A 14,886-nucleotide genomic window follows, 5' to 3' on the forward strand; every position below is an offset into this window, starting at 1 on the left:
CCCTGATGGCGGCCCATGTCGGCATGGACGCCATGGATGTATCGGCCCTGTGCCGTACCTTCAATATCCTGGTGGCGGAAGACCGCCGCGTGATCGCGGCAGTGCTGTTTGCCTGAGCCATTCAAAAAAAGCACTCCGCAGCTGCCTTTGCTGTCTCGCATGGCAAGGGTTTGATTTCCATACCATTCATATCGAGATTTTCCTGTTTGCCAAATGTTGCGCGGCGTTATCGCATCGAGCAGCTAAGGTAATAGGCGGGTGATCTATTGGAGTACCGTTCCATGAAACTGCAAACTTTGATGGCCGTTGCGCTGGTCGGCGCGACTAGCGCACTGGCTTCGGCAGCCGGGCTTAGTGGCGCCGGCTCTACCTTTGCCGAGCCGCTCTACAAGCGCTGGGGCGAGATGTATGCGGCGCAGGATGCTGCCAAGGGCCCGATTGCCTATGAAGGCGTTGGCTCTGGCGAGGGCCTCAATCGCATCCTGGCCAAGAAGGTGGATTTTGGCGCATCGGACGAGCCGCTCAAGCGTAGCGAACTGGAAGAAAAAGGCCTGCGCCAGTTTCCGGTGGCCATGGGTGCCATCGTGCCGGTGGTCAATCTGCCCGGCATACCGGCGGGCGAGCTCAAGCTCAATGCCGACGTACTGGCGAAAATCTACCTTGGCAAGATCAAGCGCTGGAACGAGGCCGATATTCTCAATCTGAACGATGGCCTGCCCAAGAAGGCGCTCGATGTGCCGATCAAGCCGGTATATCGCGCCGACGGTTCGGGCTCAACCTTTGTGTTCAGCTACTACCTTGCCTCGCAATCGCCGGCCTGGAAGAGCGGGCCTGGCATAGCCAAGGAGCTGCGTGGTGTGACTGGTCTCGCCGCCAAGGGCACCGGCGGGGTGGTAGATGCGGTAAAGGCGAATGTCGGCGCCATCGGCTATGTCGACTACGGCCGGGCGATCAAGGACAAGCTCAATATCAGCCAGCTGCCCAATCGGGTCGGCGTGTTCATGAAGGTCAACAACGAGTCGATCCAGGCTGCGGTGAAATATGAGGCCGAGCGCTCGATCTACAGCGACGATGCCGATTTTTATCTGGTGCTGGCCAATAACGACACCTACGGCGGCTGGCCACTTGCTACGGCGACTTTCGTGCTGCTGCCACGCAAGGAAAAAGATATCAACAAGGTGCTCAGCTTCCTGGTCTGGGGCCTGAAAAATGGCGATGCGGTGGCCAAGGAGCTTGGCTATGTGCCGCTGACCGAAACCCTGAAAGTGGCAGTGCGCAAGGCGTGGAGCCAGCAATATGGCTTCAAGCTGTAAAGCCGCTTTCGTCGCGCAAAACGGTTGCTGATGCCGCGCAGACGGTAATTCGTCACACGAGGCATGCGCGGCCATGGCGGCGACGTTAGATTGCCCCCTGCAAAGCTACTTCTCCCTATTCGTACTTTGCCTTCCTGCGCCGGCGAGCAATCGCCGGCGTTTTTTCCATGGCACGGTACAATGCGCACCTTTTCGTGACCCGAAACGCCGCCGCCATGATTGCCTTGCCTTTTGCCCATCTGATCGCCCAACAGGTTGCCAATACCTTGGCCGAGGACATCGGCCGTGCCGACTGGACTGCCATGCTGGTGCCAGCCGCCCGCCAGGGCGAGGCTACCGTGATCGCGCGCGAATCGGCCATCGTATGCGGCCAGGCCTGGTTCAACGAGTGCCTGCGCCAGGTCGACGCCAGCGCGACGGTGGACTGGCAGGTTGCCGAAGGTGATCGGGTAGAGGCCGGCACCGTGCTGTGCAAAGTCGTCGGCCCGGCCCGCGCCTTGCTGACAGCCGAGCGCAGCGCCCTGAATTTTCTGCAGCTCTTGTCAGCGGTGGCCACCGAAACGGCGCGCTATGTGGCTGCGGTTGCCGGCACCCGCGCCCGCATCCACGATACCCGCAAGACCTTGCCGGGCCTGCGGCTGGCGCAGAAATATGCGGTGCGGGTCGGTGGCGGCGACAATCAGCGCATCGGCCTGTACGACGGCATCCTGATCAAGGAAAACCATATCGCCGCCGCCGGTGGCATCACCCCGGCCCTGCAGGCCGCCTTTGCCCTGGCACCGAGGGATGTCACCATCCAGATCGAAGTGGAAAACCTCGCCGAGTTGGCCGAGGCGCTGGCTGCCGGCGCAAGCTCGGTCCTGCTCGACAATATGAGCCTGGCCGATATGCGCGAAGCGGTGCGCCTTGCGGGCGAGCAGGCCGTGCTGGAGGCCAGCGGCGGCGTCGACCTCGCCACCGTGCGCGCCATCGCCGAGACGGGCGTGCAGCGCATCTCCATCGGCAAGCTGACTAAGGATGTGCAGGCGATTGATCTGTCGATGCGGCTGGTGATGTAGTGGCGGGTTGTGCAAGGGTGGTGATTGCAGCGAGTGCGATCACCACGTCGGCCCTGTCGCAGTAGTCTTGCGATTGGCTAGTTGGGACTTGGTGTGGCGTATGGGACTAGCCTTGCGCCGTATCCCACGGCGACTGATTCGACCCGGTACGCAACCTGCGAGCAGCCAGACCACCGCAAGGTATGCGGCGCTGGCCGTAATGTTCAAGCTTTGCGAAAACCCCGCCCCCGCCAAGTTTCAGCTCGGTACGCGCAGTGCGTCCGCACGCAAGCGACTACGAAACGCATCAGGAAAGTTCATGTTTACATCTCAAGCTCGACTCAGCCCCACTACCACTGAGGCAGGTCGATCAGGCCCAGCATTGGCCGAATCCGCTCGCTACTTTACCCACTGCACCATAGCAGCCTTGCGCTGGCTGCTGGCGCTATCCCTGCTTGCCGTCGCCGTGCCGGCTGCGGCGGACACGTTCAAGCCGACGATTGCTGCCGGCTATGGCCATAGTGCAGTAATCCGGCCTGATGGCAGTTTGTGGACTTGGGGCCTGAATAGCTACGGCCAGCTTGGGGATGGCACGACAATTGACAGGTCGGAGCCCCTGCAGGTTGGTAGTGGCTATGCTCAAGTAGCGACGGGGGATCACTACACGGTCGCCATCAAAATCGATGGCAGCCTTTGGGCCTGGGGAGGCAACTACGCTGGGCAACTTGGCGATGGCAGCACAACCTCTCGAGGGACGCCAGCGCAAATCGGCAGCGGTTACGCCCAAGTCGTGGCCGGCGCCGGCCATACGGTTGCTATCAAGACCGATGGCACCTTATGGGCTTGGGGACTCAACTCATCCGGCCAACTTGGCGACGGCAGCTCCACCACCCGACTGAAGCCTGTCCAGGTCGGTAGCGGATATGCAACGATAGCGGCAGGTAGTAACCACACAGTCGCCATCAAAATCGATGGCACCTTATGGGCATGGGGACTCAACTCATCCGGCCAACTTGGCGACGGCAGCTCCACTACGCGATTGAAGCCTGTCCAGGTCGGTAGCGGATATGCAACGATAGCGGCAGGTAGTAACCACACAGTCGCCATCAAAGTCGATGGCAGCTTGTGGGCATGGGGACTTAACGGCGATGGGCAACTCGGCGATGGCAGCACTGCCAAACGCTTGATGGCAGTCCAGATTGGTAGCGGCTATGCCCAAGTCGTGGCTGGCGTCGGCCATACGGTTGCTATCAAAACCGATGGCAGCCTGTGGGAGTGGGGGCTCGGCGATGGCAGCACCAACCGTTTGACGCCAGTTCAGATTGGTAGTGGCTACTCTCAGGTGGCGACTGGTGGCTTCCACTCGGTCGCGATGAAAGTTGATGGCAGCCTGTGGGCTTGGGGCGGTAACAGAGACGGCCAGCTGGGTGATGGCAGAATTTTGCGCCAGACGAGGCCGGTGCGAATCGGTAGTGGCTATGTACAGGTATCGGCCGGAAATTCACACGCAGTCGCCATTAAAACTGATGGCAGCCTGTGGGCATGGGGCGATAACTCATCCGGTCAACTCGGTGACAGCAGCACCACTGATCGATCGAATCCGGTTCAGATCGGTGGCGGCTTTGTTCAAGTATCGGCCGGATATGAGCACACAGTCGCAATAAAAGTCGATGGCAGCCTATGGGCATGGGGATCGAACGGGGATGGGCAGCTCGGCGATGGCGGCACTTCGAATTGCTTGGTGCCGGTACAGATTGGTAGCGGCTATTCTCAGGTAGCGGCAGGTGGCTTCCATACCGTTGCCGTCAAAACCGATGGTACCCTGTGGGCTTGGGGGTATAACTACTACGGCCAGCTTGGGGACGGTGGCAATGCCAAGCGCAAGCGCCCGGTGCTGATTGGAAGTGGCTTTGCCAAGGTGGCTGCTGGCTATGGTCATACGGTTGCCATCAAAACAGACGGTAGCTTGTGGGTATGGGGACTCAACGACTTTGGGCAGCTCGGTGATGGCAGTACCATCGACCGGACGGTGCCGATTCAGATCGGTAGTGGCTATACCCAGGTAGCTGCCGGCGAAAATCACACAGTTGCCATTAAAGCTGATGGAAGTTTATGGGCCTGGGGGAGCAACGAAGTGGGCCAACTCGGCAACGTTAGAGAGCTCAAGCGAACGGCGCCTGTGCAGACTGATAGTGGATATGCCCAGGTGAGGGCTGGTTCTTTTCACACGGTGGCTATTAAAACTGATGGTGGCCTATGGGCGTGGGGAAGTGATTGGTCCGGTCAGCTTGGAGACGGTCGCACTATCAAACGGATGCCTCCGGTGCAGATCGGTAACAACAACTATGCGCAGGTAGCGGCTGGAGACAGTCACACGGTCACTATAAAGACCGATGGCAGCCTGTGGGCGTCGGGGAGTAACTATTCTGGGCAACTGGGGGTTGGCGGCACGCTCCAACGTCTGAGTCCTGGTCAGGTTAACTTTCCTTTTAGCGCCTCAGCCCGCACCAATAGTCCGTTTACTCACGAAACCATGACCGTCAGCCTGTCGCCTGCCAGCGCCGACCAGAGCAAACGGGGGGCCGCGTTTATTGCCGCCCTGTTCAACGGCAGCGCCTATCTTTATGGCCCTGCCGGCTGGGGGTTATACAGCGCTACCGCGCCGCAAGCCTTTCGCGACGGCAGTCTGACCCAAGCTGAGGTGACCGTGCTGAGCGGCGATCTGACTGCATTTGCCGGCACCCAGCTGCTGGTCGGCTATGGCCTGGGCAATAGCGCCAGCGAGAGCTTTGCCGAGATGCTGAGCCAGAAGCGCTATCTGCCCGTTTACACCATCCGCTAGGCTGTCTGAAGGGTGACTTGAGTGCCAAGTCACTCGTCTAATCTAACCGGGGAAGCGAAGGGCAGGTCTGAACGCGAATGGGCTCTGAATAGCTAATTGCCGCCAACCTTGCGCCGCCTTCCACGGCGACCGATTCGACTCAGGCTGCATCTGGCTGTTAGCCAGACCACCGCAACGCATACGGCACTGGCCGTAATGTTCAAGCTTTGCGAAAACCCTGCCCGCGCCAAGGTTTAGCTCGGCGCCCGCTGTGCGTCAGCACGCGACTAAGAAACGCATCAGGAAAGTTCATGTTTACATCTCAAGCTCGACTCAGCCCCACTACCACTGAGGTAGGTCGATCAGGCCCAGCATTGGCCGAATCCACTTGCTACTTTACCCACTGCACCATAGCAGCCTTGCGCTGGCTACTGGCGCTATCCTTGCTCTCTTTTGCCTTGCCCGCAGCTGCGACTACGTTCACGCCCACGATTGCCGCGGGAGATGGTCATGGCGCCATGATTCGACCAGACGGTAGTTTATTGACTTGGGGGTTGAATAATTTCGGCCAGCTTGGTAACGGTACGATTTCCCGATCGGCACCTGTACAGATTGGCAGTGGCTATTCCCAGGTAGCCGCTGGACGGGGCCACACGGTCGCGGTAAAAGCCGATGGCACCTTGTGGGCATGGGGGCAGAATGATAGGGGGCAACTTGGCAATGGAAGCACCGATTTCCGCGTGAGTCCTGTACAGATTGGCGTTGGGTATGCATATGTAGCGGCGGGCAACGATCACACGGTTGCTATTAAAACTGATGGAAGTCTGTGGGCTTGGGGCGATAACTCGTCTGGGCAGCTTGGCGATGGCAGCACAACCGGCCGATTAAGCCCGGAACTGATCGGTGTTGGCTTTGCCCAGGTAGCTACCGGCTTTAACCATACAGTTGCAGTAAAGGTCGATGGAAGTCTGTGGGCATGGGGCAATAACTTTTCTGGACAATTAGGTGATGGCAGCGTCGTCGACCGATTGAAACCGGTGCAAGTTGGTAGTGGCTACGTTCAAGCAGCAACCGGTAAAAAACATTCGGTCGCTGTTAAGACCGATGGGAGCCTCTGGGCGTGGGGACTTAACGTCGATGGCCAAGTTGACGGTGGTTACTACAACCGTTTGAAGCCAGTACAGGTCGGTGTTGGCTATGTCAATGTAGCGGCGGGTGGAAGCCATACGATCGCCGTCAAAATCGATGGCAGTATGTGGGCATGGGGCGATAACTCATCTGGTCAACTCGGCGTCGGCAGTGACTACTATCGTTTAGGCCAGGTTCGAGTCGGTAGCGACTATGCCATGGTGGCTGCTGGCCTCAGCTATACAATCGCTGTTAAAACCGATGGCAGCCTTTGGGCTTGGGGATCTAATTCTTCGGGCGAACTGGGGACGGGTGGGACAGTCACGCGTAGGAGCCCCGGTCAGGTCACATTGCCTTTCAGCGCCGGAGCTAGGGCCACCGGCCCGCTCAGCGAGCAAACCGTGATCGCGAGTCTGATTTCAGCCACCAACGACAAGGGAAGATGGGGAGCTGCATTTATTGCTGCCTTGTTTAATGGCAATACCTATTTGTACGGCGCTACCGGCTGGGGAGTGTTCAATGCCGCATCACCGCACGCATATCGTGACGGCAATGTGGGATCAGCTGATTTCACCGTGCTGAGCGGCGATCTGACCGCTTTCACCGGTGCCCAGCTACTGGTCGGCTATGGCCTTGGTAATGACGCTAGCGAGAGCTTCGCCGAGATGTTGCGCCAAAAGCGCTTTCAGCTGGTCTACACCATTCACTAGTCGGGCGGGCTTGGCCTGCTTGGGCCGGGGCGGCACCAATCATCAAGGAAACCTCGTAGTGGCCGACCATATCCTGAAAAAAATCGACGCCGATGCGCAAAGCCTGCGCGAGCGCCAGCAGGCGATGGCGGCGCTTGTCGCCGAGCAGCTTGCCGACGCCATGGTCCTGCTTGAGCGTTGCTATCTGGAGCGCGGTCTTGCTGTGGAAAAACACGAGGCCAGATTGAACGAGCTGCAGCTGCAGCTCGACCGCGAATGCACCCAGTTCATCGCACTGCATCAGCCCAATGCCGGTGATTTGCGTCAAGCCGTGGCGGCGGGGCGGATTGCTGCTTTGCTGGAGGCGTGTGGCAATGGCGCCTGCCGGATTGCCGAGGCGGGTGGCCGTATTCACAAGATCAGTCGCAAGCAGGTGCCGGCGCTGGCCGGCCTGATGTCGCTATACGCGGAAGTGGCCGCGCTGCTGGCCCAGGCGCGGCAATTGCTGCATACGCGTAGCCGGGAAAACCTGCTGCCGGTGCTGGCTGGCACGTCGGCGATACCGGCTGCCCTGCTTGCGGTGCGACGTTCGCTGTGCGAAGCCATGCCCGAGGCAGGCGGCAAGGCCGAAGCGTTATTCGATGCGCTGCTGGTCGCCCAAACCCTGGCAGACCTGGCAGCCCTGCTTGGCGAGCTGGCGCTGACGGTGTGGTACGAGATCAGCGGCGATGATCTGCGCCATGCCGGTATCGAGCAAATCCGCCGCCGGTTTGATACCGCGCAAGCCTGACTGAGTTGAGCGCTGGCTGTGGCGCTTACGCCAAGTGGCGTCAAGGTTGCGTAGCCGGCGCGCTTAATCTGGAAACCTGCATTGTGCAGCGTGTCTTCCGTCTGCTTATTGGGCGCGGCAGGCAATTCACACGGTTGGCGCGAACTTAGCCGCGACATTCCACCTCTTCGCGGCTAACGCCGCTTCCTCGAAATGGTAAAGGCCGGCTGCCTAGGCCTTGCTCGGTCGGCCGGTTTTCAGCTTTTCCGGCTTGGCCAGGGCCTCGGCAAAGTCGGTATCAGTCATATTGGCCAACGCATGCAGCCCGGCGCGCAGCAATTCGCCCTTTTTTACTTCCAGTCCGGCCAGCAGGGCGCGCTGCTTCAATTGGCCAAACAGCGCGTAGTCCGCTTGCGGAAAGGTAAAACTGTCGCGTACCAAGGGCTTGCTGCCAGATCGTTTGCCCGCCTTGGACTCGGCTGCTGCTGGCGTGTCTGTTTCATCGTCATGCGAACTTGCTGCGGTTTCGCGTTTTTTGCTGTTTGGCATGGGCTTGCCCTTGGCGGTGTTAAACGATATAAACGATTTATACCAATAAGTGTAAATCGACTCATACGCAATGCGCAGAATTTTGGTGGCAAACCCCAAGGGCGGTAGCGGCAAATCTACACTGGCAACCCATCTGGCCAGCTGGTTTGCCCACAAAGATGAACTGGTGTATCTGGGCGATGTGGACCGGCAGCGCTCCAGCCAGAGCTGGATACAGCTGCGGCCCGAACGGTTGCCCCGCGTGCGTTACTGGGAGGTGGGCGACGATGAGCCAGCCGCGCCGCCGTCTGATGCCGATGTGGCCATCATCGATTCGCCGGCCGGCCTTTATGGCAAGCGGCTCAAGCAATTGCTGGCCGAATCGGAACATGTGCTGGTGCCGGTGCCACCGTCCACCTTCGACTTACTGGCCAGCCGCGACTTCTTTGAAGAGCTGGCCGAAACCAAGGCGATGCGCAAGGAGCGGGTAACGGTTGCGGTCGTCGGCATGCGGGTGGACTTTCGCACCCGGGCGGCACAGCAGCTGGCCGAATTCGTCGGCCAGTTCGACTTGCCCCTGCTTGGCTGCATTCGCGATACCCAGCGCTATGTGCGCTGCATCCAGGAGGGCCGCTCGCTGTTCGATCTGCCGCAATCGCAAACCGAACAGGACCGCGCCCAGTGGCAACCGGTGCTGCGCTGGCTGTATCAGCCGCGCTGAGCCTCGATAGGCCTTCGGCCCTTGCTGCTAGCTGGGGGCGAGGGCGACTTGGCATTCAAGGCGCCCTCAGATCACCTAGCGAATGGTGTAGACCGGGTTGTAGCGTCGGGTGTCCAGCATGTCTGCAAAGCTCTCTTTGGCGTTATTGCCACGGCCGTAACCGATATACAGCCTTGCACCCTTTAGGGTGGATAGATCGCCGATTGCGAGGGTGAGGTAGGTGGATGCCAAACTGCCTTCCCGAAAAGCCAGCGGCGCAGTGGTGTCAACGGGGAACCAGCCGGATGTGCCATACAAATACACACGATCGTCAAATGTCCCCGCAATAAACAGGGCGCCCGATTTACCCTCATCGCTCTGAGATACGTACAATTTCATAGCCAGCGATTGTAGTCGGGGGCTCAGGCGCTGGAGGGTGCTGCCATCACCAAGTTGGCCGAAGGTGTTGCTCCCCCAGGTTCTCAGTTCTCGTGGCCAAGGGTCGTATGCAATGCTGTTGGCGACGGCATGATTTCTGCCGGCGGCTATCTGCGCAATGTTACTGCCGATCTGTACTGGCATGGATCGATTGGTGGTAGTGCCGTCGCCGAGCTGGCCGGTGCTATTGAGTCCCCACGCCCATAGGCTGCCATCCGCCTTAAGCGCGACTGTGTAGCCTTCATGGGCTGCCACCTGGGCATAGCCGCTTCCGGTCTGTACAGGCGTAGTGCGAGTGATGGTCGTTCCATCGCCGAGCTGGCCGAACGCGTTACTGCCCCAAGCCCACAAGCTGCCGTCGACCTTGATGGCCAGTGTGTGATCGGCACCGGCAGCCACTTGCGCAAAACCGACACCGATTTGTACAGGCTTGACCTGCTTGGACGCTGAGCCGTCGCCGAGTTGGCCGACGCTGTTATCGCCCCAGGCCCACAGGCTACTATCGTCCTTGATGGCGACGGTGTGGCTGCGGCCGGCCGTGACTTGCACGTAGCCGCTGCCAATTTGCACCGGGCCTAAGCGCCTATTTGAACTGCCATCACCAAGTTGCCCGACCGAGTTGTCACCCCATGTCCATAGACTGGTATCGGATTTGATCGCTGCCGTGTGGTAATACCCACCGGCAATCTGCACGAAGCCACTGCCGATCTGTACCGGCTTTAAATGGCTGGCTGTATTTCCATCCCCGAGCTGAGCGTAGTTATTGTTTCCCCAGCTCCACAGGCTGCCATCGCTTTTGATAGCGATCGTGTGGGCATAACCCATCGCCACCTGAGCATAGCCGCTGCCTACTTGCACCGGCGCAGGCCGATTGACGGTACTACCGTCGCCAAGTTGGCCGTAGCTATTGTCTCCCCATGCCCATAGGCTCCCATCGGCGTTGATAGTGGCGCTATGGCTGCCGCCAGCCGCAATCGTTTTGGGTACCGCGGCAACAGCTGGCACGGTGCTCGCCAATAGTGCCGATATCAGCAATTTGCACGCGGTTTGACGATTCCACCCGATATCACAATTCGATAGCGAACATTCAGGTGTTTTTCGGCCTGGTTGGTCTGCGTGGTTTGTGGCTCGACTTGCCTGTACTTGGTATCTATTCATACTGCATCCTTCTCCTTTTTGGGCGTTCTTTTGCGTTGTCGCGAGTTGCTGTGACGCTTGCTGGATAGGCAGGGGGGCGAGAAACGTTATGTGCTGCATCTAGGAAACTGCCCGCAGTTTAGCCCTTGCAGCTAGCAAGGGGCGGAGGGCGACTTGGCATTCCAGGCGCCCTCAGATCACCTAGCGAATGGTGTAGACCGACTGATAGCGCTTCTGGCTTAACATCTCGGCAAAACTTTCACTGGCGCTATTGCCCAGGCCATAGCCGACCAATACTTGTGCGCCGGTGAAGGCCGTCAGGTCGCCGCTGAGCACGGTGGCATCAGCCGGTGCCAGGTAGCCGTCGCGATAGGCAAGCGGTGCTGCGGCATTGAACTGGACCCAGCCGGAAGGACCGTACAGATAGGTGTTTCCGTTGACCTGGGCGGCGATAAATGCGGCGCCTTGCTTGCTCTGGTCGGGACTCGATGGAGTAAGACTTACAGACAGAACTCGTTTGCTGGGCGGCCCGCTTGCATTTGCCGTGGCAATAAATGAAGTGGGGCCGGTAAACATTACCCGGCCTGGGCTCAATCGCAAAAATTGCCTCGGATATCCTAGGCCAAATGTACTGTATCCCAATCCCCATGCCCACAAGCTGCCGTCATTTTTAATGGCGAAAGTTTGACTTCCGTCGACTGCGACTTGGGCATAGCTGCTACCAATCTGAACGGGTCTCATTCTGCTAGTGGCACTACCATCGCCGAGCTGACCGTTAGAGTTATTACCCCACGCCCACAAACTTCCATCGGTTTTAATGGCGGCGGCGTGGTCAAGGTCAGTCGCTACCTGAATAAAGTCACTACCAATTCTTACCGGAGTTGTTTTGTATGACATGGTGCCAACGCCAAGTTGGTCGTCCCAATTTTCGCCCCATGTCCATAAGCTACCATCGGTTTTTATGGCAGCAGAACTATTACGTCCAGCTGCAATTCGGGAATAACCGCTACCTGTTCGGACTGGGTGCGATTGGCTACTGGTGCTGCCATCGCCGAATTGGCCATTCCAATTGCCTCCCCACGCCCAAGTGCTGCCATCCGACTTGATAGCGATAGCGTGGAATTTTCCGGCAGCTACCTGAGTAAATCCACTGCCAATCAGCACTGGACTAAAACGGTTTATGGAACCTCCATCACCTAGTTCGCCCCACCAATTTTCTCCCCACGCCCATAGATTGCCGTCAGTTCTTATAGCAAATGTGCGATTTTCGCTCGCTACAACATGTGCGAAGTCACTGCCAATTCTTGTTGGTCTAGCGTGGTAGGTGGTACTGCCATCGCCGAGTTGGCCATTAGAGTTATCACCCCATGCCCACAAACTACTGTCGGTTTTAATACCCGCAACGTGTTGACGCCCAGCCGATACCCAAACGAAGTCATTGCCGATTTGCTCTGGCATACCACTGTCATGCTGTTCGGAGCTATTGCAGCGCCGAAAAGACCAAAGGCTGCCATCGGTCTTCAGTGCAAATATTTGGTTGTAGCCAGTTGCAACTTGTGTGTAACCATTGCCAAGTAGTACTGGCATAAGAGATCCTAAGGCCTTGTTATCACCGAGTTGGCCATAACGGTTATCACCCCATGCCCAAATACTTCCGTCTAATTGAATCGCTAATGTGTGGTCGCGGCCAGCTGCGATTTCACTGTAGTTGCTACCTATTCGCACCGGCGCAAGACGGTCGCCCCCGCATCCATCGCCGAGTTGTCCTTTGTCGTTTTTTCCCCAAGTGAAAAGGCTACCATCGGCCTTTACTGCAACTGTGTAGTTGGCCCCGGATGCTACTCGAACAAAATCACTCCCAATCCGAACAGGAATTGCACGGTCGTTTTTACTACCATCGCCGAGTTGTCCGTCATAGTTACTGCCCCATGCCCATAGGCTGCCATCGGATTTGATCGCGACTGTATGCTCGTCGCCTGATGCTACTTGGATATAGTCAGTTCCAATTTGCCTCGGATTCGAACGACTTGAAACGTTCCCGTCGCCCAGTTGACCGGAATAGTTTCGTCCCCAGGTCCACAAACTACGGTCAGCCTTGATTGCTACGGTGTGATAAGCGCCTGCTGAAACTTGGGTATAGTCACTGCCAATCTGTACAGGCTTGGTTCTTTTGGTCTTGCTACCATCGCCGAGCTGGCCGTAGTCGTTTCCTCCCCATGCCCACAAGCTGCCATCGGCTTTGATTGCAACAGTGTGGTTATGTCCAGCGGAAACTTGGACGTAGCTGTCACCGACTTGGAATGGGACATCGCGACTGATAGTACTGCCATCCCCGAGCTGGCCAGCGTCATTGTTTCCCCAAGCCAGCAGGCTGCCATCGTTCTTGATGGCGACTGTGTGATCGTAGCCCGCCGCGACCTGAGTAAATTTTCTGCCAATTTGAACAGGTATCGATCGTTCGATAGTTGTGCCATCACCAAGTTGGCCTTTTGTGTTATCACCCCAGGCCCACAAACTGCCGTCGGCGCGAATTGCGACGCTGTGGCCATAACCAGCAGCAATCGTCGCATTGAACTCAGCCGCTGCTGCCGACATTGCGAACGCCAGCAAGGACAAGGCCAGTAGACAGCGCAAGGAAGCAACGGTGCGCGGGGCCATCGTGAGGGTGAATATGGATGGTACTGAGCATGATCGACCTGCCGCGCATGCAGCGGGACCGGGTCGAGCTTGGGATGTAAGCATGAACTTTCCTAATGGCTTGCGAAATCGCCTGCGCGTTGACGCACAGCGTGCGCCGAATTGATCAATCGGCGGGGGCGCGATTTTCGCAAAGCTTGGGCAATACGGCCAGCGTGATATGTGTGGATACGGCCTGTGCGAAGGATGACGACAACGCGAATAGGCGAGCGGGTCGTTGCAGGCAAGGTTGCGATGCCGACACCGGAAGCACTGCTCTGATAGACCTCGGGCGCGATCTTGTACGCAGCAAACGAAGCGTGAATTGGCGCCTACTGCCCCAGTGTGGCCATCACGCTATCAAGATAACGTTCTGCCGAATCACGCCCCTTGCGCGATTCGCGCAGTGCCATATGCCAGCGCGGCACCATGGCGCGCAGGGCGGCGGCGTCCTGGGCGGCGGCGATGCGCTTGGCGAGGTCGGCGCCCATCAGGCCGAGGTACTGCTCGGTGGTGTTGAGCATGATGATGCGCACGCCTTCCAGACGGGTCTGATCGCCGCTAGGCGTTACAAGCACTTCGGACGCCGATGATGGATGGCTGTCGATCGGATCTGCAGCAGACGGCTGTACTGGCTCGAATTCAGGGGGGGCTGGCGCGGCATTTTCTACGGCCTCTATTGCCTTGCCCGCTGTGCCGCTGGAGAGTGCGGCATCATGGGTGGTGGCAATGAATTCACCGGCCAGCAATTCATTGACGATGCGGATGGTGGTGGCTTCATCGCCAAGGATTTTCAGCAGATTGCGGGCGGGCGTGGCGCCATCGAGCACGATCAGCGCTTGGCGGTGGCGCATGCCGAGGCGATGCGCGCGGGTGGCGACCTCATCGCGGCCCTTGCTGGTTTTGGCGAAATTGAAATCAAGCATGGCAGTCCACCGAAATTGGCTCGCGCGCATGCTAGCGGGTTTGTATTAAGGAACGATGATGGTGGGGCGCCCGAATCGCCGATTCGCATCAGCGTAAGGCGCCGCTCCTGCCTTGCAAGAATCTGCGTTTGCGATTCGAGGGTGATCACGGAGCCGAGGGGCGTCTAGAGTCGAAGGCGAAGGGAACCGCAAGCGCCAGCCTGCCGACATCCCTCTCGATTGCAGGGGCAGTCAGCCTTTCGCCTCACTTGAAAGTTTTCATAAAAGGCATGCCCGTACGCCATTGCCTTCAAACTCAATTCCGAGGAGTGTGATTGCAATAAGGCCAACGCAGATCGACAGGATCGCTGCTCCAAATCTTTGCGATATATGAAGACGCGGAAGTGAGCCGAACAATCCGGCCGCGAGCAAGACTGATAACCAGCCAAGCAGGGCAGCATTGCTCTCAATTTCTAGTGCGCGTTGTGGATCTCCTAAGGCGCCGCCTTTTAGATCACCTGCGCAGCCCGCTAAATAGCTAAACCACATAGAAGCGGCAAAACTCGCCACAATCGAGATGGCCAGAAGAATTCGGACGTTCCAAAGCCGTTCGCGTTTCACATTGGGCCTAACGTGGAGATGTAATTCCGTTACCCGGGAGGCCATCATTTTTTGGCCTCGCTACCGAGCCTTAGTAGTACGCGGATGCCTATAGCAGAATAGTGCGCCGCCAAGATATGCGGCG

General features: G+C 58.3%; 11 protein-coding genes. 6 read left to right on the plus strand and 5 right to left on the minus strand.

Translation table 11 applies throughout. The features are described from left to right. Positions 1-281: 281 nt before the first annotated feature. The 5 genes from pstS (at position 282) to ACE3OH_RS02145 (ending at position 7,778) form a co-directional block, all read left to right on the plus strand. A complete protein-coding gene (pstS, locus tag ACE3OH_RS02125; RefSeq protein ID WP_374347774.1) occupies positions 282-1,313 on the plus strand; it encodes a phosphate ABC transporter substrate-binding protein PstS in 1,032 nt (343 codons plus the stop codon). Between the two features lie 215 nt (positions 1,314-1,528). Beyond that, positions 1,529-2,371, plus strand: a complete 843-nt coding sequence (nadC, locus tag ACE3OH_RS02130) for a carboxylating nicotinate-nucleotide diphosphorylase (RefSeq protein WP_374347827.1) — start codon at positions 1,529-1,531, stop codon at positions 2,369-2,371. A 406-nt stretch (positions 2,372-2,777) separates the two neighbouring features. Beyond that, entirely contained in the window at positions 2,778-5,192 is a 2,415-nt protein-coding gene (locus ACE3OH_RS02135) for a hypothetical protein (RefSeq protein ID WP_374347777.1), read from the plus strand. 290 nt (positions 5,193-5,482) lie between these two features. Next, positions 5,483-7,009, plus strand: a complete 1,527-nt coding sequence (locus ACE3OH_RS02140) for an RCC1 domain-containing protein (RefSeq protein ID WP_374347779.1) — start codon at positions 5,483-5,485, stop codon at positions 7,007-7,009. Positions 7,010-7,067: 58 nt separating this feature from the next. After that, positions 7,068-7,778, plus strand: coding sequence for a phosphate uptake regulator PhoU (locus tag ACE3OH_RS02145; protein WP_374347781.1), 711 nt, complete (start codon positions 7,068-7,070; stop codon positions 7,776-7,778). A 210-nt stretch (positions 7,779-7,988) separates the two neighbouring features. On the opposite strand, the gene ACE3OH_RS02150 is transcribed toward ACE3OH_RS02145, so the two are convergent. Next, complete coding sequence (locus ACE3OH_RS02150; RefSeq protein ID WP_374347783.1) at positions 7,989-8,306, minus strand: hypothetical protein; 318 nt, start codon at positions 8,304-8,306, stop codon at positions 7,989-7,991. Positions 8,307-8,376: 70 nt separating this feature from the next. Here ACE3OH_RS02150 and ACE3OH_RS02155 point away from each other — a divergent pair, with 70 nt between their 5' ends. After that, positions 8,377-9,006 (plus strand): ParA family protein, encoded by a 630-nt coding sequence (locus ACE3OH_RS02155; RefSeq protein WP_374347786.1) that lies wholly within the window; start codon positions 8,377-8,379, stop codon positions 9,004-9,006. A 75-nt stretch (positions 9,007-9,081) separates the two neighbouring features. Here ACE3OH_RS02155 and ACE3OH_RS02160 read toward each other — a convergent pair whose 3' ends face one another. The 4 genes from ACE3OH_RS02160 to ACE3OH_RS02175 form a co-directional block, all read right to left on the minus strand. Further along, positions 9,082-10,680, minus strand: a complete 1,599-nt coding sequence (locus ACE3OH_RS02160) for an RCC1 domain-containing protein (protein ID WP_374347788.1) — start codon at positions 10,678-10,680, stop codon at positions 9,082-9,084. 81 nt (positions 10,681-10,761) lie between these two features. Continuing rightward, on the minus strand, positions 10,762-13,170 hold the full coding sequence (locus tag ACE3OH_RS02165) for a hypothetical protein (protein ID WP_374347790.1): 2,409 nt from the start codon (positions 13,168-13,170) through the stop codon (positions 10,762-10,764). Between the two features lie 398 nt (positions 13,171-13,568). Next, positions 13,569-14,162, minus strand: coding sequence for a hypothetical protein (locus ACE3OH_RS02170; RefSeq protein ID WP_374347792.1), 594 nt, complete (start codon positions 14,160-14,162; stop codon positions 13,569-13,571). 258 nt (positions 14,163-14,420) lie between these two features. Further along, positions 14,421-14,762: a hypothetical protein gene (locus tag ACE3OH_RS02175; protein WP_374347794.1), complete on the minus strand. Its 342-nt coding sequence runs from the start codon at positions 14,760-14,762 to the stop codon at positions 14,421-14,423. Between the last annotated feature and the right edge of the window lie 124 nt (positions 14,763-14,886).

Source organism: Chitinimonas sp., assembly GCF_041904975.1.
In the GTDB taxonomy this organism is placed as follows: Bacteria; Pseudomonadota; Gammaproteobacteria; order Burkholderiales; family Chitinimonadaceae; genus Chitinimonas.